Origin of the sequence: Hespellia stercorisuis DSM 15480 (genome assembly GCF_900142165.1) — a bacterium.
Taxonomy (GTDB): domain Bacteria; phylum Bacillota; class Clostridia; order Lachnospirales; family Lachnospiraceae; genus Hespellia; species Hespellia stercorisuis.
Genome location: NZ_FQZY01000021.1, coordinates 1 through 17,282, shown reverse-complemented (window position 1 = coordinate 17,282; position 17,282 = coordinate 1). Strand labels below are relative to the sequence as shown.

Genomic DNA, 17,282 nt, shown 5'->3' with positions numbered 1-17,282 from the left:
CCTTTATAATTGTGTCAGCACAAAAATCTCGTAAAGTGCCTGAATTGCGTTTTTAAAATCATCATGTCTGACTCCAACGATAATATTAAGCTCGCTGGAACCCTGATCGATCATCTTGACGTTGATATTCGCATGCGCCAGTGCAGAGAAGATTCTTCCAGCCGTTCCTCTGGTCGCTTTCATTCCGCGTCCAACGATAGCAATTAATGCCAGATTCGCTTCCAGCTCGATGTGATCCGGATCCACTGCTTTGTGAATTTCTGTGATGATTTTCTGTTCTTTTTCTTCAAAATCCTTCTTGTTGACAAAAATCGTCATTGTATCAATTCCAGAAGGCATATGTTCAATGGAAATGTCGTTCCCCTCGAATACTTCCAACACTTTACGACAGAATCCAACCTCGGAGTTCATCATGGCTTTTTCCACCGTGACAGAAGCAAATCCGTCTGTGCCGGCGATACCGGTAATCGTATATTTGGGCTGACGGCATGTGCTCTCGACAATCAGGGTTCCCTTCTCTTCCGGAGCATTGGTGTTGCGGATATTGATCGGGATTCCCACCTTGCGGACCGGGAAAATAGCTTCGTCATGCAGTACCGTAGCCCCCATGTAAGAGAGCTCGCGGAGTTCTTTGTAAGTGATGGTCTCGATAGATTTCGGATTTTTCACAATTCTTGGATCTGCGATCAAAAATCCAGAGACATCCGTCCAGTTCTCGTACAGATCCGCACTCACAGCCTTAGCCACAAGCGATCCGGTTATATCAGATCCCCCGCGGGAAAATGTAGCAATCGTTCCATCTGGCTTTCCACCATAAAAGCCCGGAATCACTGCATACTCTGTGTCACTCAGCCTCTCGCCGAGCAGTGTGTCTGTCAGCTCCGCATCGAATCGTCCCTCTGCATCGAACTTGATGACTTCTGCAGCATCAATAAACTCAAATCCAAGATATGCTGCCATCACTTTACCATTCAGATATTCTCCGCGTGAAGCTGCATAGTCACGGCCAATCTTTGCACCAAAATTTTTGCGGATCACTTCAAAATCTTCATCCAAAGATAAAGTGAGCCCAAGTCCCTCGATAATCTCCTCATACCGCTCTTTTATCTCTCTTAACAATTCAGAAAAGTTTTTCTCTCTGACAGCAGCCCCATAACAGGTGTACAGCATATCTGTAACCTTCGTATCAGTTTTGCTTCTTTTTCCCGGAGCCGACGGAATCACATATCTGCGTGACTTGTCTGCCCTGATGATCTCTCCGACCTTTTTAAACTGTCCTGCGCTTGCCAATGAACTGCCACCAAATTTTACAACTTTCTTCATTTGTATTTCCTCCACTAATTTTATAACTTACGATATTATATCGCTTTCCTTCATATTCGTAAAGTTATTTTTCACACTTTCGTGCAAAGGTTTGCGAACCTTTTTCCGGGTCACCTCCACCAGCTGCAGCTTTGTCACATCCACCAGCGTCGCCTGAACCGGGTCTTTTATCAGATATTTCCGAAGGGTATTCAGCAGTTCATTCATTGCTTCTTTCTCCTCGAGATTGATAAAATCAATCAGAATAATTCCGGAGAGATTGCGCAGCCGCATCTGTTTTGCAGCCTCCGCAGCCGCTTCGAGATTGATTTTCCGATAGGCATCCTGCGCTTTTCTGCCGGAAATACTCTTCCCGGAGTTCACATCAATCACCGTCAGTGCCTCCGTGGGCTGAATGATGAGATATCCGCCGGTCTTAAGCCACACCTTCTCCCGCAGTGCCCTGCCAAGAACTGTATCTATGCTGTAGAGCTTGTGCAGTGGAAGCTGTCTGTCCTGATACAGGCGGAGCTTTTCCAGATTCTCCGGCTGTTCCTGCCCGAGATATTCCGCAATCTGGCTGTGCAGCGCGGTATCTTCTACCACATATTCTTTCAGCCCCTCCTGGTAAAGGTTCTTCAGATCCGTGAGATATGCCTCCGGTGCCTGATAAAGACAGGAAAAGCAGGTGCGCATACCCGCGGTCTCCCTGAGATGCCGATATACTTTTATAAGCCGCTCTGCTTCGCAAACAATCTCCTCATGCGGGGCATCCTTCGCATTGGTACGGACCACAAATCCATATTCCTCATTTCGGCATGGTTCCATCAGGGCAATCAGCTCCGCTCTTTTCTCTCTGCCGATTTTGCCGGAAACTCCGATTTTCGGGTTTCCCATGCTGAGTACCACATATCTTCCCGTCAGGCTGACCGCGGATGTCACTGTCGGTGCTTTGGTCTTGACAGCCTCCTTACTGATCTGCACCAGCATTTCATCGCCGATGCACAGCGGCTTTTTCCCGATCTTGCGGGTAAAGAAAGGCTGCGGGTTTTTGTCCAAAGCATAATAGCATTCGATTCCCGGCTCAATCTCAATAAAAGCGGCTCCTATATTCGCCACGATATTGCGAACTCGACCGATGTATACATTGCCAAGAATATGGCGGCTGCCTTTCGATTCCACCGGATCATCACTGCAGTGAATTTCCACGATCTCGCCATCCTCCATAATCGATGTCAGAATCTGCTTATTAAGTTTTGTGATGATCACTCGTCTCTCCATGTTTTCTTTCCCCTACTTATTATCTATGATCGATGTCTGTTAAGAATCCTTCTGAAATTCTATAAAATCTCGTTCCCAAGGGCTGCAAGCGGAACCAGTTTCCGCTTGCCATCCCCGCCGCCATCTGCGTACAGCTCCAATCTGTGATGCGCGAATGACACCGACTCCTTCTCGATGCCGAGATAGCTGCAAAATGCTTCCACCACAAGCCCCGGCTTGAGATTTTCCACACTTCCCGTTGCCACCTGCATAAACACCGCATCACCACGGACTTCCATGCGGTAAATCATAGGGCGGATATCCACCTCTTTTTCGCTCCGCTTCGTTTTCTTTACAATCAAAATCTGTTCCTGCGCAAGGAACGGGTCCACCTGATCTTTCCAATCGGCAGGCAATGCCCCCTTTTTCAGAGAGGACAGGTAGTCTGCACCCGCCACGATTGCCATACCTGTTGCCTTTTTCTCCTCCGCAATCTGAACAAATTCGGTGACTTCCATTCCCTCAACCATGGCTTTGTTAATCTGTACGATAGCCTGCTTTGACGGAATCGGTTCTGTCAGCTCCATATCAAAATACTCACCATCGCTGGTCAGTCCCACTCCCAGTGGATTAGCAAAGGACATGATCATATGCGGGCTGAAGCCCTTGGAGAAAGCCGCTGGAATATCGGCACGACGCATGGCCTTCTGGAAATAACGCATGACATCCAGGTGCCCGATGTAACGCATAGCTCCATTTTTTCGAAATTTAACTCTTACCTTCAATACAGACACCTCCTCCGAATGTTCCTGCTCCACAGCCGGAACACTGCTCACGACAGTTCTTCGTCACCGTGCCTGCCATGGCATTGTTCCACTCTCTCTTCAAAAATGCTTTCGTCACGCCGATGTCGATGAAGTCCCATGGGAACAGCTCATCCAGCTCACGTTTTCGCATAATATAAAAATCCATATCCACATTCGTTTCCGCAAATGCCTGCAGCCACTTTTCGTTGTCAAAGGACTCGCTCCACGCATCGTACAGGCAGCCAAGCTCGTAAGCCTTCTCAATGACCGTTCCAACTCTGCGGTCTCCGCGGGCAAACACACCCTCCAGCGGCGTCACATCCGCCTCATGCCAGTTGTACTTCAGGCTCTTGCGGTTCAGCTGATCCTGAAACTCATGCTTTACAATGCACGCCCGACGGATATACTCCTCGGCCGGATACATGGTTGCCCACTGGAACGGGGTGAACGGCTTGGGAATGAAAAAGCTGGAACTTGCCGTAATCTGGCATTTTCCGTTCCGCTGCTCTTTCGGAATCTCGTAATACCGTCTTGCAATCCGGTCGGAAAGACGGGCAATCTCTTTCATGTCTTCCTCCGTCTCTGACGGAAGCCCAAGCATGAAATAAAGCTTCACTTTATTCCATCCGCCCTCAAACGCCCGCCCGGCGCCTTCCAGAATCTCCTCCTCGGTAAGCCCCTTATTGATCACATTGCGCATCCGCTGGGATCCAGCCTCCGGTGCAAACGTAAGACTTCCTTTTCTCACATCCTGCACCTTACTCATGACATCCAGTGAAAACGCATCGATACGCAGGGACGGCAACGAAATATTGATAGCCTGTCCCTGAAATTCGTCGATCAGGAAATTGACCAGTTCTTCCAGCTGGGAATAATCGCTGGAGCTCAGGGAACTAAGAGAAATCTCTTCATGTCCGGTATTCTTCAGCATATTTCTCGCGTACCCTTTTAATTTTTCCACGTCCCGCTCTCTGGTCGGGCGGTAAAGCATGCCCGCCTGACAGAAACGGCACCCGCGGATACATCCACGCTGAATCTCAAGGACCACCCGGTCCTGAGTCACCTTTATAAAAGGGACGACGGGAGCCTGCGGGTAGACCGCCTCCGTGACATCCAGCACCATCTGCTTTCGGATGGTTTCCCTGGCATGCACATTGTTTGGTGTAAATGCTGCAAGCGTTCCATCTTCATTATAAAAAGCATCATAGAACATCGGGACATACAATCCTTCTATCTGAGCCGCAAGTTCCAAAAATTCCACTCTGGTTTTTCCAGATTGTTTCCATTCTTTATATGCGTCCAGCAATTCATCGTAAACGGTCTCGCCCTCGCCAATATAGAAAATATCAAAAAACTCTGCCAACGGTTCTGGATTGTAGACACATGGGCCGCCTCCGATCACAAAAGGATCCTCCATGCTCCGATCCTTGGCGTGAAGGGGAATCCCGCTCAGATCCAGAACCTGCAGAATGTTGGTGTAGCACATCTCGTACTGAATTGTAATCCCGAGAAAATCAACGGATCTTACCGGATCCTGAGACTCCAATGTAAACAGCGGAATCTTCTGCTCCCTCATAATCTTGTCCAGATCAAGCCACGGTGAATATACCCGCTCACACCAGGTGTCCTCCCTACGGTTAAACATATCATATAAAATCTGGATTCCAAGATGAGACATTCCAATCTCATAGACATCCGGAAAGCACATGGCAAACCGTATGTCGATCTCGTCCAGATTTTTCATCACTGAATTTACTTCATTTCCAATATAACGCTCCGGCTTTTCTACCGCCATCAGCACATCATCGGACAACGCTAATTTTCGCATCCTGTACCTCTCTTTTCGTGTAATCTGCTCATACTTTTTCCATTATACGCATTAACCGGGAGAACTTCAAGCATAAAACCAAACAAAGAGTTTCGCATGCGAAACTCTCGCGCCGAAGCGCGGTCACGCCAGTGACCATATTCTTCTTGCGTGCAGTGCGCATCCCCCGGAGGGTTTTATGTAATAGGAAAGTTCAGCGAACTTTCTTATTACATAAAGAAAGCCCTGCGTGTACCGCAAGGCTCCGTAAGGACAATATTATTTTCTGGCGAAAATGATGTGTCAGGCTGAAATCACACTCTGATATCTGTGAATGCTTAAGACCAGCCCCAATATATAATACGTCATAGCCGTGCCGCCTGCCCCATAAGAAAGCAACGGCAGATACGAAATCATTCCTCCACTGACAATTCCGAAATTGTACAGTGTATATCCAAGGACCTGCGCACCGAGTGACAGACCACAGCCGATTCCCATCATCATACCCAGCTGGTTTTTCTGCTTTGTAGAAATCCTGAATATCTTATAAATCAGAAATGCCATGGCGGCAACCAGAAGTATCCCTGCCAGCATGCCATAGTACTGTGTCACATAGGCAATCACATACTGCGTGGAATTTTCCTGATTATAGACCTCGCTCAATCGTGGAATAGTTCCATTACCCGCGAACACCCCTGAAGTAAAGTATCTTTGTATTCTTTCTGTCTGATAGGGGGCCAGTCTTCCAGACAAATAGATTCCACCGAGGAAGATTCCCGGCAGCCCAACGGCGCAGTTCCATAATATAGCCAGTTTTCTGATTCGGTTTCCCAGAAACCATCCCTTGAGCAGCGCGACAGATAACATAAGCATAAGAATCATAAACAGACTGAAGGCCAGCGACAGACAGGGCAGCCATGCTGCGAAGGCTGTCGGAATGGCAATCAACAACAGGGCCTTCCATAAATTTCTGCCGTTGTGGTGTCTCAGGGAATATAAATACGCCCCATAAATTGGCGGGTACAAGTGTAATACATTCCACATCGATATCCTGATATTTCCAATAGAAAAATACATCAGCGATCCCCTTATCTCTCCTCCGAAAAAAAATAATGCGAGACCACATAAAATCAGGAATCCAAATGTAAAAAATGCTGCATGCTTTCCGACAATACTATAGTCAAAGAAATAGACACCCAGCATGATCAGTATTCCAAATCCGGTGTAAAGAGGGGCTGTTATCCGTGCCCCCCAGAACAGCTGCATACACATTCCGATCAGCCCGATCCCCACGGCCAGCAGTAAAAACCGCCATTCCATCTGTGGTCTGTGGACTCGGTCCAGCGCGATTCCCGTGTCCACAGGATCTCCCATCTCGCACACCGCCGCCTCGATTGCCGCGGTTCTCGACATCCCGCTCTCCTCGAAGGCGACAGCCTGATCTTCAATGTGATCTTTGACCTCTGATGCGACCAGCTCACGCGCTTTCTTACAGCGGATCTGTTCCTGAAGGATTTCCAGATATTCCTGTTCATTCATCGGCTACACCTCCAGACTCAGCACATGGGCGACAGCGCTTGTGTATTCCTGCCATTCGTTCTGTTTAAGTGTCAGATGTTTCCTGCCCTCTTTTGTGATTGCGTAGTACTTTCGCGTCCTTCCATTGGCCGGCTTCTCATAGGACGTCAGAAGCTTCTGATTCTCGAGTGTATGAAGCAGTGGGTAAAGCGTTCCCGCTTTTAATTGAAATACATTCTGGGAGCGCTGATCCAGTGTATCAATGATCTCATAGCCGTACATATCCTTGTCGGACAGCAGACGCAGGACCAGCATGGACGTACTGCCGGATACTAAAGATTTATCAAGTGCCATAATGAATGTCTCCTTTCGGAACTTAATGAGGTTTTACAAGGTTACATATATAGACCGTCTACACATACATTATATGTAGACGGTCTATATATGTCAAGTGAATTAAGAATTGATTTTCCGCAGAGCAAACATCCACAGAAACAATTTCATTCTTATTTCGCCTCCAGCATATGATACCATTCCTCTGTCTGTTCCGCCTTCTGGCTATTGATGTAAACCGTATAATCCGGCAATTCGATTTTCAGCACAGGGGAATGATCCCGATAAACGTAGATTCTGCTGTCCCCGCTCTCACTCCCGCGAAATTCCCCGACAAGCTGCTGGTTGTCGGAAAGTCCGTTTGTTTTTCGAAGAGATTCATCCGGCATCGCATCCAGAAGTTCTGCACGCTTCACATCATCCTTTGAAAAAGAGATTGCGTACATCGTAGAAGATATGCTGACTTTTCCATTTGAAATCGCCAGCTCCCACGGTATAAAGTCTACTCTCAGGAACATTACATTCAGCCAAACCAGCAAGGCCAGCGTCAGCCCGATTCCGGACAGCACCACGATCTTACCGGCCTTTTTGCCCATGTTCATTGTATAATTTGCCGCGCAGAACCGGTCCGGTACAAGCAGCCTGTTATCCTCCGGATTGTCATACCATCCATTCTTCCAGTAGCAGTCGCCATCGTAGTCCCCGGTTCCCCATCCGCGTCTCACCTTCATCTCATACAGCTTTCGGTTCGCCCCATACAGCATCCAGAACGCCCCCGCAATCAACTGAATCAGCCATAAACTCCAGACAATCATAAAAATCGAGAGATGCCAGAATAATAGAAAACAGACAGCCCCCGACGCTACAATGTTCAGATAATAAAACCATTTATTCCTTTTCCGATAGTCTGCCATAAAGGCCTCTACTTCCAGATCCCTCACCGCTGTTTCCGGAACATGAACCCCCAGAAGCATTCCATTCTTATATCCGCGTCTTCCACCGTAAACAGCCATGAAAACCACAGAAATAAATATATCCGTCAAAAAAAATATTAAAAAACCTATCATAGATATCTCCTTCCCGCAGAAACTTTTGTAATTTCATTATACAGCAACCGTTCCGGCAAAGAAAGAGATTCTCTACACTTTTTACCACATATTATTTTAAGTACAGTGGATTGCTCCACGCAGTCTTTCCGTATTTATCCGTACATTTCACACGCACGTAGGACTCATGTCCTTTCAGTTCAAACTCGGCATCCGACATCGTCTCCTCATAGGAACCGCACATTTTAGTGATTCCGTCATTGACGACATTTCCCGCAATGAAATCAATGCGGTATACCGGACTGCATTCTACATATGCGACACCATTACGGATACCCCAGTCATAGATTTCCGGACCAGATGAGGAATAATAATTTCCCGTCAGCATATTTGTCACAATGTCCTCATGTGTCAGGTTTTCTGCCTTCACTACGATATATCCGCCGCAGGCATCATCAAACAATCCCTCGTTATGGTTATCGTCGGATGCAAAGGCATTCATGCAGATTCCTTCCCGCAGCATGATATCCCAGTAGGTCTCATCATATCCGGTGTTGCTCTCGTTTACAGTATTGTAATTGAATATTTCCAGTGCCCAGATATTCTCCGTGTGAATAAATTCTTCCTCGCGCACACGTGACCAGATCGGGTGATTGTATGTGGCAATCAGTCCATGAGCCGCCATCTCATCCGCCAGCTCCTGCGCCACTTTCGCACCGTCCCAGTCCCCGTAATATTTTGGAACCGTATGGATATCGTTGTTCTGATACAGTGGAAGTTCCGCGTTTTTCTGCATTTCCTCTGTCCCCAAAATCCCGTGAATATGGTGCACCTTCATGCGCAGACCGGATTCTTCTGAATCATACAGATTCGCGGAGGCTTCCAGTCCCGGCAGAATGATAAAGTCCTCACAGTTGAATGTCTCACGGTAATCGGTATATTTGTCATGTTCCGAGAAACACAGGAAATGATATCCGTGTTCTTTAAACAGCTTCACCGACTCTTCCGGTGTCAGAATGCCATCTGAATTGACCGTATGACTGTGCAGATTCCCTTTATACCAGTTTCCTTTTTCCGTAAATCCATGCATCGTAATTTTTGTCATATCTGTCTCCTTCGATTTATTACAACTTCTTACAAGCGTACACAGTTGTGATCCGCGAGTGCCATGAATGCGGTGTCTCCGATTTCATACATTGATGCGCTTCTGAATAATACATCCACATGTACATCAACATTGTTTGTGCGGACTTTGTAACGAAGAACGTTTCCTCTCGGTACACGGTCAAGAATTACGCCCTGCATTTTGTAGCTTTCTCCAGTGGTGATCTGCTCACGTGAAATGCGCAGTGTCTCAGGACGGATTGCAACGTCTCCGCTCCAGTCTTTTCCGGTCAGCTGCTTCATATCCTTCTTATCTAAGATATTATAGTTTCCGATAAATCCTGCTGCAAAAGATGTCGCAGGTTTTGTATAAATGTTGACCGGATTTCCAGACTGCTCGATGATACCGTTGTGGAACAGATGAATGACATCTGACATTACCATCGCCTCATCCTGATCGTGGGTAACGAATACGGAAGTCAGTCCCAGTTCCTTATGAATCTCGCGGATACTTGTCTGCAGTGATTTTCTCAGTTTTGCATCAATGGCACTGAGCGGCTCATCCAGAAGCAATACCTTCGGGCGCATGACGATTCCTCTTGCGAGTGCGACTCTCTGCTGCTGTCCACCGGAAAGATTGGATGGATATTCATTTTCTTTTCCGATCAGCTCGACCATCTCGACCGAATCCTTTACACGCTTTTCGATTTCATCTGCCGGAAGCTTCTGCAGCTTCAGACCAAATGCAAGATTCTCTTTTACTGTCATATTCGGGAACAGGCTGTACTGCTGGAATACCATTCCGATATTTCTGTCCTTCGGATCCTTCTGCGTGATATCCTCACCATCCAGAATGATCTGTCCGCCTGATGTCTGCTCTAATCCGGCAAGACAGCGCAGCAGCGTACTCTTTCCGCATCCGGAAGGTCCCAGAAGAGTAACAAAATCTCCCTGTTCTATTTCAAGGTTAATCCCCTTTAGCACGTGGTTCTTCCCATAAAATTTATCAATATCTTTAAATTCAATATAAGCCATTTTACTTATCCTTTCTCTCTCGAATCTACTTTACTTTTTTATTTCCCTGTTTTGACTGCAGAACAAATGCAAAACCGGAAATCAACAAGGTTACGACAAATAATATAATGATAACCGCGCAGGTCCGCTGTCCGGATTTTTTCATGACATCATACATATACATCTGTGCTGTCATAAAATGACCACCAGCCAGCGTGTTGATGATAACAAAATCTCCAAATACGATTGCCATGGCCAGCATAACGGATACGGTAACACCACTCATGATGTTTGGAATGACCACTCTGAAAAATGCATACAGCTTACTTGCACCAAGCATCTGCGCCGCCTCGATCATTCTCCCCGCACCGACACCGGCGATGTTGTTGCGGATCCCCTGATATACATAGGGAAGAATAACAACCATGTAAGTCGCCACCAGCATTACCATACGATTGTTCAGCGGCTCCGGCGCGCTTGTATAAAGAGAAAGCACACAGATTGGAAGGATAACCCCCTGAATCGCATAGGGAATGGTACATAAAATCTGCATAAAACGGTCCCATTCCGGATGATAGATTACCACCACATACATTGCCAGAAGGACAAACACGGTACACAACGCAATCGGGATAACCGATATGATCACGGTTCTTCCAACAGACTGCCAGAATGCCGGGTCTGTGAAGAGTGCTACGTATGCCGAAAGTGTGAATCCAGTCGGAACCACGTCGATCCATTCTTTGAACAATGAGTAGATCAATGTCATAATCAGCGGCACCAGCAAATAAGCAATCACAATAATTACGATGATCCTGGCGCCGATATTTTTCTTTTTCTGCATTATCGTTTTCCTCCTTGCTTTGGTGTCACTTTATCCTGAATCACGATTGCAATTACCATGAATACCATCATGACAACAGCGATCGCACTTCCAAATTCTGGTCTCTGCTGAATATCTCCGACAAACTGCTCGGACAGACGGATCGGGAGCAATGTAACATTGTTCATAAGAAGTGCATATGCAGAAGCGTAAGCCGCCAGCGCATTTGCGAAAAGCACGGAAAATGTACCTAAGATACTTGGAAGAAGCACCGGAATGCCGACCTTTTTCCAAAATGTCATCTTGTTTCCACCAAGCAGTGCCACTGCCTCTTTCCATTCATTTCGAATTGACTCAAATGCAGGAATGAGAAGCAGGGTCGCAAGCGGAATCTGAAAATATACGTAGATCATCAGCAGTCCCCAGACAGAATACAGCGGAAAGTTCGCAAGAACTTCAATTCCATAATTTTTACCGACCATTGTCATGACACCGATATTTCCGAGCATGATGATATATGCAAATGCAAGTGGTACGCCGGAGAAATTGGATACCATGTTCAGAATACTCATAAATGTCTGGCTCAGCTTTCCAACTCCGTCATGGACTGCCTTTGCCCCGATAAATGCAACGATAATGCCGATCAGTGATGACAGTATGGAGATCATCAGACTGTTTGTAATTGCTTTCTTATAAAGCATTGTTGTAAAAATGTACGTGAAATTATCCAGTGTGAATCCCAGAGCGCCGCCCTCCGGCATGAATCCTCTGATCACCGTGTAGATTACCGGAATAATTTCAAACAATATGCATAATGCCAGGAACGGAACCATGGCAAATAAATATGCTTTCTTTTTTGATTTCATCCTTTTTCCCTCTTTTTGGAATTTTTTTAGATTCTTTTTTCAAAAAGGAGACTGCTGCATCTGCAGCAGCCTCCTCCATGTTTACATTTGTAGGATAGATAGCCAAACTATCTGCTTTGGTCGTCTTTATTTTGCGTAAGCGACAACCTGCTCCTGCCATAATGAACCGATTGTTTTTGCAGTTGCATCCCATGCCTCCTGGTCTTCCACCATTCTCGCATTTTTATACTGGCTGTCATCCAGCAGCTTGGATGCTACGTCTTCCGGAAGTTCTACGTCACGTACCGGTTTTGCATATCCTTTCGCAAGGTTAATCTGTCCCTGATCACTCAGAATATACTCTCTTGCCGCTGCTGCTGCATACGGTCTTTTTGTGAATGCATTGATAATGGTACAGTAACCACTCTGGATAGATGCCTCAGAAGGAATGCACACATCAAAATCTGCTGCTGCATTGTTTGCGACAAACTGCTCACGGTATCCGAGCGCATTGTAATCCCAAAGGAATGCGATTCCAACTTCACCTTTTTCAATACGCGCCTGTGTAAATTCACCTAAGTCAAGTCTTCCCTGCTCAGCAAGCTTTTTGAAATAGTCTAATCCAGGCTGAATATTAGACTCATCTCCACCGTATGCGATTGCTGCCGCTAAGACTGCGTACTGTGCCTGTGTTGCTGATGCGACATCACCAACAGCTACCATGTAATCACCTTTTAAGACATCGTCAAATGAAGTCGGTGCTTTGTCCACGATTTTGTTGTTTGTGATGATGGACATTGTTCCATAATATCCGATGATCCAGTCACCATCATCATCCTTTGCCCAATCCGGAATGGTATCCCAGTTGCTTGTCTTATACTTTAATGTAACACCTTCTTTTTCTGCCACCGGTCCGAATGCCTGACCAACATCACCGATATCCTTTGTTGCGTCCTTACCCTCTGTCTTGAATAATGAAATCTCTTCTGCAGAAGACATATCTGTATCCGTATGGGAAATGCCGTATGTATCTGTGATTCCCTTCCATGTCTCACCCCAGTTTGCCCATGTGTCCGGCATTCCTACGGATTCAACCGTTCCATCTTCTGTTGCTTTTGCTGCGATTTCATCTACGGTCATACTATTTAAGTCTACTGTCTCTTGTGCTGACGCTTTTGAACTACCACATCCGGCAGCCATCGATGCCACCATTGCGCTCACCAATAATACGCTGATAATTTTCTTCTTCATTCTTTCTCCTCCGACATACTTTACTTCTTTTTTGATTTTTTTGTGCATTGTGTGTGTCAGTCCTGTGACCCTAGCACTTGACCAGTATAGCAAAAGAGAAAATCCCGTTCTAGTTCCAATCAGTAAACTCTTTGTTAAGCTTTGGAAAAGAAAAATGGCTTTTATTTTACTTTCTTTCAAAAAGATTTAACTTTTCATTTATTATTGTTACACAGTAACTGGCATGTTGGCGGAGCGGGCAGGATTGAACACAATCTGTCCTCTTTACCTATTTACCTCATGCATTCTGAACTTCTGATACGCTGCTCCCATGAACAACACACAGAGAACTGCGTAGCTGATGATTAAGGTTGTCAGATGCTCCAGCACAAAGCCGCCCATCGAATACGTTATATAATCATCATATTTGAACTCGGTTATTTTTGATGGGAACAGCGCCAATATATGCTGCCATAAATATCCTCCCATACTGAAGTATAAAAATGACGGAATTACAATCAATAAAAAATCAACGATAATGACCGTATATGAGCTTTTGAATACCGATGACATAAATAATGTCACACACACCATAAGCAGCACCGCTGCATACATTAGCAGCAGAAATAGAATAACCGCCTGCTTGATTGTGAGATTATAGCTGATCGGATATGTATTGATCAATTGCAGCGGCAGATCTCCTCCTTCGGCTCCCAATATGAGCAGATAAGCCAGAGAATAACTCAGCACAATCCCACAATACACCAGAGTTGCGTACAACAGAGAAGCCGTCAGTTTCGCCTTTATAAGTTTATTTTTTCCATACTTTAAGGATAATAACAGGGAATCCGATTTCGTCTGGTATTCGCCTGCGAAAACCGGCGCAGTTCCAATACAGATTACAATCATAATCAAAATCAGCCAGCTGGAGCTGTTTAAAATATCCTCCCAGCCTTTATAATATCCATATACATATGTTGGAACTCCGGCATCTTCCTCCAGCCAGTATTCTTTCTCTATGCCCTTCAAAAGTCCTCTCCTTTCTTTCATCTGAAGCCACTCTTTCACCCGCTCTTTCCTCGCGGAATAAAAATCCGTATTCATACCGGCTTCAAAGGATTCTTTCAGACTATAATTTTCACCCAGAGGAGTGTAAACGGAAGAAATCAGAGTCAGCAGGTCCCTGTTTGGCACGTAATATTTCAGATACATTTCTTCCGTCAAATATTGAAATTTCTCCTGATCAGATGAAGTCTCCGGATGCGCTGTATAGTCTAAATATTCAGAAATAATTTCTTTGACTCTGCGCTCGTCCAACACTTGTTCAGGTCTCGTTTCTTTTAATACCGCTGCTCCCTGAAGTCCAGAGTGCACCGCACCATTTAAATCAGTCGCACTTATCTGCGCTATGCTTGAGTAAAAACAGAACACGATAAAAACGCAGCAGCCAATCAGTGATAATTTAATCAACTTTCCCATCCAGATGCGTTTCCACTCGAAATAAACTAATTTTTTCATTCTGCCTCCTTTGTGCGAAATATATTGATATAGACATCTTCCAATGTCGGTTCCGCCTCTTTAAAATCTATCGACGGTTTTTTATCAGCAATGAGCCGGATATAGGTTCTTTTATCTGAAAAATGTGAATTGACCACACTATATTTTTCACTGTATTTGCCGACATCCTTTTCCGCTACATTCCCCTCCCACACTTTTCCTGTCAAAGTCTGAATCAATGCACGCACACTCCCTCTGGATTCAATTTTCCCGTCCTTCATAAAAATGATTTCATCGGCTATATATTCAACATCAGATACAATATGGGTAGACAAGATAACAATCCTGTCTTTTGACAAGTCTGAAATCATCCCTCTGAAATATGCTCTTTCTTTTGGATCAAGGCCCGCTGTAGGTTCATCTAATATCAGTACTTTCGGATCATTCAGAAGAGCCTGTGCAATCCCGAGCCTTTTCTTCATTCCGCCGGAAAATGTTTTTATTTTTTTATCCGAGGCTTTTTGCAGGTTGACTTTCCCCAATAGTTTTTGTACAGACTCTTTTGCATAATGTGCGGGAAGGCCTTTAACTGCTGCAATATACAGCATAAATTTTTCTGCCGTAAATTCCGGGAAATATCCAAAATCCTGCGGCACATATCCCAATATATCTCTATATGCCTCGCCTAAGTCCATTATATTTTTCTCATTAAATCTTATTTCTCCCTCCGTGGGCGATAAAATCCCACACAACATCTGAATGAATGTCGTTTTCCCGACACCGTTGGCACCCAAAAGTCCATAGACTCCTTCTTTCAACTCGATACTTAAGCCATCTACTGCTGACTTGTTTTTAAATTGTTTAGACAAATTGCTGACTGTTAATTTCATGTTCCTGTAATCCTCCTAACATATTACTTATTTCCGTCAAAATCCGCCAGATTGTGAGTGCAATGATCAATAACAGAATCATATTTTCCTTACCCGCCACTAATTCAGCAAACGTATTTTTAATGATCAAATTCATGGTAATCAGACTGACGCCCCAGACAGAACAGGCGAAGACTGCATTTGTTTCCCTGATGTGATTTATAATATAAATGCAGCCCATACACATCAAATTGTAGAGCATAATGACATACAGCAAGTCATTCCACCCTGCATATAAGTCCGCAAAAAAAGCAGCTCCCGCAGTTAATAACAAAATCAGGAGATCGATCACCCCAAATATGAGCAGCCTGATTAAAATAATTTTTTTCATTGAGTAACGAACGGTCAGAAGCAGACTTTTCAATTCCGGCTGCATAATATTGCATATTTCATTTGTACCCGTCAGACACAGCAAGGGAATACATATCGATATTATCATCCACAAACTCGCATTTCCCACCTGTGTTTCAACCAGAATACCTGCGTTCAGAAGACATGCTATGGCGAACTTCCCCGCCCATGCTTTCATCGGAATGAATTTTATCTGCGCTAATATACTTTGTACCTCGGTCATCCTTTGTTTCTCGACTCCATAATCGATGTTTTTTGAAAAAGTCATTGTTCTTTCCAACGCTTCAGCATCATATTCCGGGACACTAAAATTTAATGCCTTTTTTATTTTATAATTTCTCATCAGTACTCTCCTTTCAGTCTATCCCCGATTTTCTTTTCTAATTTCTTCAATGAATATTTTACTGTGGACATCGGCTTGCCTATAATTCGGGAAATGTCTGCAAACGTCATATCCTGATAATATCGTAAAATTATAAGTTCTCTCTCCTCTTCTTCCAATGAATCTAAAATACTTTTTATCTCTAATTCCAATACTGTATTTTCCATATTGCTGACGATTGGCTCTGCATTCGAATACGACAGGCATCTCCGATCTTGTTTTTTCAGATAATCTCTAATTATATTTTTTGCTATAATATATAAATAATTTTTCAGCTTTCCCGTATGCTTGTAAGATTCCAGATTTTTCAAAAAACGCAAAAAGGTTTCCTGAGTGATATCCTGTGCCATATGCTTATCAAACAAATGCTGATAGCAATAGGCATAAATATCCCCATAATACTTCTGTATTAGAACCTCCACGTACTCTGTTTCACCGGTCAAAATATTTTTCACTGTTTTTCTGTCGTTCACTGCTGCTCCTCCGTATATGATATATAACGAAATTCTTTCACAAAAAGGCAACCTTTTCTGCTTTTTTTATTATTTTCATATTTGACATTCATCCTAACAGCATTTATAATATATTACATATGTAAGAGTTCGAAAAAAATGCAAACGCACTAAACGATACACCGCTTATTACTTGAACTTGTTCAAAGGAGGTTTTCAATATGTCAAAGCTGCCACAGATATCCGAGGCTGAATTTGAAGTGATGAAAATCGTATGGAAATATGCGCCGATCAGCACAAATGACATAACCGATCGGCTGACCCGTACGACAGCCTGGAGTCCCAAAACCATACAGACCCTCATCAAACGTCTCGTAACAAAAAAAGCGCTCACCTACGAGAAGCAGAGCCGCGTATTTATCTACACGCCTCTGGTTGCGGAAAGCGAATATATCAGCCAGGAAAGCAACACCTTTTTAAAACGTTTTGTAACTGTTCAGAACCCCCTTGGGGAACTAATTAATTTTTGTACAAAACAGAGAATTTTTAAAACCTGTTTTGCGATATTATTTCGGTAATTGGT

Annotated in this window: 17 protein-coding genes; 1 reads left to right on the top strand and 16 read right to left on the bottom strand. The window is 44.6% G+C overall.

Features of this window, described 5'->3' with window-relative positions; translation table 11 throughout:
* Positions 1–3: 3 nt before the first annotated feature.
* From BUB85_RS08295 to BUB85_RS08220, 16 genes are all read right to left on the bottom strand, one after another.
* Positions 4–1,323: an aspartate kinase gene (locus BUB85_RS08295; RefSeq protein WP_073108342.1), complete on the bottom strand. Its 1,320-nt coding sequence runs from the start codon at positions 1,321–1,323 to the stop codon at positions 4–6.
* Between the two features lie 27 nt (positions 1,324–1,350).
* Positions 1,351–2,583 carry a ribonuclease E/G gene (locus BUB85_RS08290; RefSeq protein WP_073108339.1) on the bottom strand — a complete coding sequence of 411 codons (1,233 nt, stop codon included), beginning with the start codon at positions 2,581–2,583 and terminating at the stop codon, positions 1,351–1,353.
* A gap of 59 nt (positions 2,584–2,642) precedes the next feature.
* Complete coding sequence (locus tag BUB85_RS08285; protein ID WP_073108336.1) at positions 2,643–3,347, bottom strand: TIGR03936 family radical SAM-associated protein; 705 nt, start codon at positions 3,345–3,347, stop codon at positions 2,643–2,645.
* Positions 3,331–5,196: a TIGR03960 family B12-binding radical SAM protein gene (locus BUB85_RS08280; RefSeq protein ID WP_073108332.1), complete on the bottom strand. Its 1,866-nt coding sequence runs from the start codon at positions 5,194–5,196 to the stop codon at positions 3,331–3,333. Before BUB85_RS08280 ends, BUB85_RS08285 begins: the two co-directional genes overlap by 17 nt.
* Positions 5,197–5,478: 282 nt before the next feature.
* On the bottom strand, positions 5,479–6,714 hold the full coding sequence (locus BUB85_RS08275) for an FtsW/RodA/SpoVE family cell cycle protein (protein WP_073108329.1): 1,236 nt from the start codon (positions 6,712–6,714) through the stop codon (positions 5,479–5,481).
* A 3-nt stretch (positions 6,715–6,717) separates the two neighbouring features.
* The gene (locus BUB85_RS08270; RefSeq protein ID WP_073108326.1) at positions 6,718–7,047 is read right to left on the bottom strand and encodes a PadR family transcriptional regulator; all 330 of its coding nucleotides are present in this window, start codon (positions 7,045–7,047) and stop codon (positions 6,718–6,720) included.
* A gap of 152 nt (positions 7,048–7,199) precedes the next feature.
* Positions 7,200–8,093, bottom strand: a complete 894-nt coding sequence (locus tag BUB85_RS08265; protein ID WP_073108323.1) for a hypothetical protein — start codon at positions 8,091–8,093, stop codon at positions 7,200–7,202.
* A gap of 91 nt (positions 8,094–8,184) precedes the next feature.
* Positions 8,185–9,177, bottom strand: coding sequence for a PHP domain-containing protein (locus BUB85_RS08260; protein WP_073108320.1), 993 nt, complete (start codon positions 9,175–9,177; stop codon positions 8,185–8,187).
* A gap of 29 nt (positions 9,178–9,206) precedes the next feature.
* Complete coding sequence (locus BUB85_RS08255) at positions 9,207–10,211, bottom strand: ABC transporter ATP-binding protein (protein ID WP_073108316.1); 1,005 nt, start codon at positions 10,209–10,211, stop codon at positions 9,207–9,209.
* Positions 10,212–10,236: 25 nt separating this feature from the next.
* Positions 10,237–11,034, bottom strand: a complete 798-nt coding sequence (locus BUB85_RS08250; RefSeq protein ID WP_073108312.1) for an ABC transporter permease — start codon at positions 11,032–11,034, stop codon at positions 10,237–10,239.
* On the bottom strand, positions 11,034–11,879 hold the full coding sequence (locus BUB85_RS08245; protein ID WP_073108310.1) for an ABC transporter permease: 846 nt from the start codon (positions 11,877–11,879) through the stop codon (positions 11,034–11,036). The genes BUB85_RS08250 and BUB85_RS08245 overlap by 1 nt, the downstream gene beginning before the upstream one ends.
* 126 nt (positions 11,880–12,005) lie before the next feature.
* Positions 12,006–13,109, bottom strand: coding sequence for an ABC transporter substrate-binding protein (locus BUB85_RS08240; protein ID WP_073108565.1), 1,104 nt, complete (start codon positions 13,107–13,109; stop codon positions 12,006–12,008).
* A 264-nt stretch (positions 13,110–13,373) separates the two neighbouring features.
* Positions 13,374–14,606, bottom strand: coding sequence for an ABC transporter permease (locus tag BUB85_RS08235; RefSeq protein WP_073108306.1), 1,233 nt, complete (start codon positions 14,604–14,606; stop codon positions 13,374–13,376).
* Positions 14,603–15,475 carry an ABC transporter ATP-binding protein gene (locus BUB85_RS08230; RefSeq protein ID WP_073108304.1) on the bottom strand — a complete coding sequence of 291 codons (873 nt, stop codon included), beginning with the start codon at positions 15,473–15,475 and terminating at the stop codon, positions 14,603–14,605. The genes BUB85_RS08235 and BUB85_RS08230 overlap by 4 nt, the downstream gene beginning before the upstream one ends.
* Entirely contained in the window at positions 15,447–16,208 is a 762-nt protein-coding gene (locus tag BUB85_RS08225; protein ID WP_073108301.1) for a hypothetical protein, read from the bottom strand. Before BUB85_RS08225 ends, BUB85_RS08230 begins: the two co-directional genes overlap by 29 nt.
* Entirely contained in the window at positions 16,208–16,720 is a 513-nt protein-coding gene (locus tag BUB85_RS08220) for an RNA polymerase sigma factor (protein ID WP_073108298.1), read from the bottom strand. The genes BUB85_RS08225 and BUB85_RS08220 overlap by 1 nt, the downstream gene beginning before the upstream one ends.
* A 200-nt stretch (positions 16,721–16,920) precedes the next feature.
* Between BUB85_RS08220 and BUB85_RS08215 the strand changes: the two genes are divergently transcribed.
* A complete protein-coding gene (locus tag BUB85_RS08215) occupies positions 16,921–17,277 on the top strand; it encodes a BlaI/MecI/CopY family transcriptional regulator (RefSeq protein ID WP_073108295.1) in 357 nt (118 codons plus the stop codon).
* Positions 17,278–17,282 lie beyond the last annotated feature (5 nt).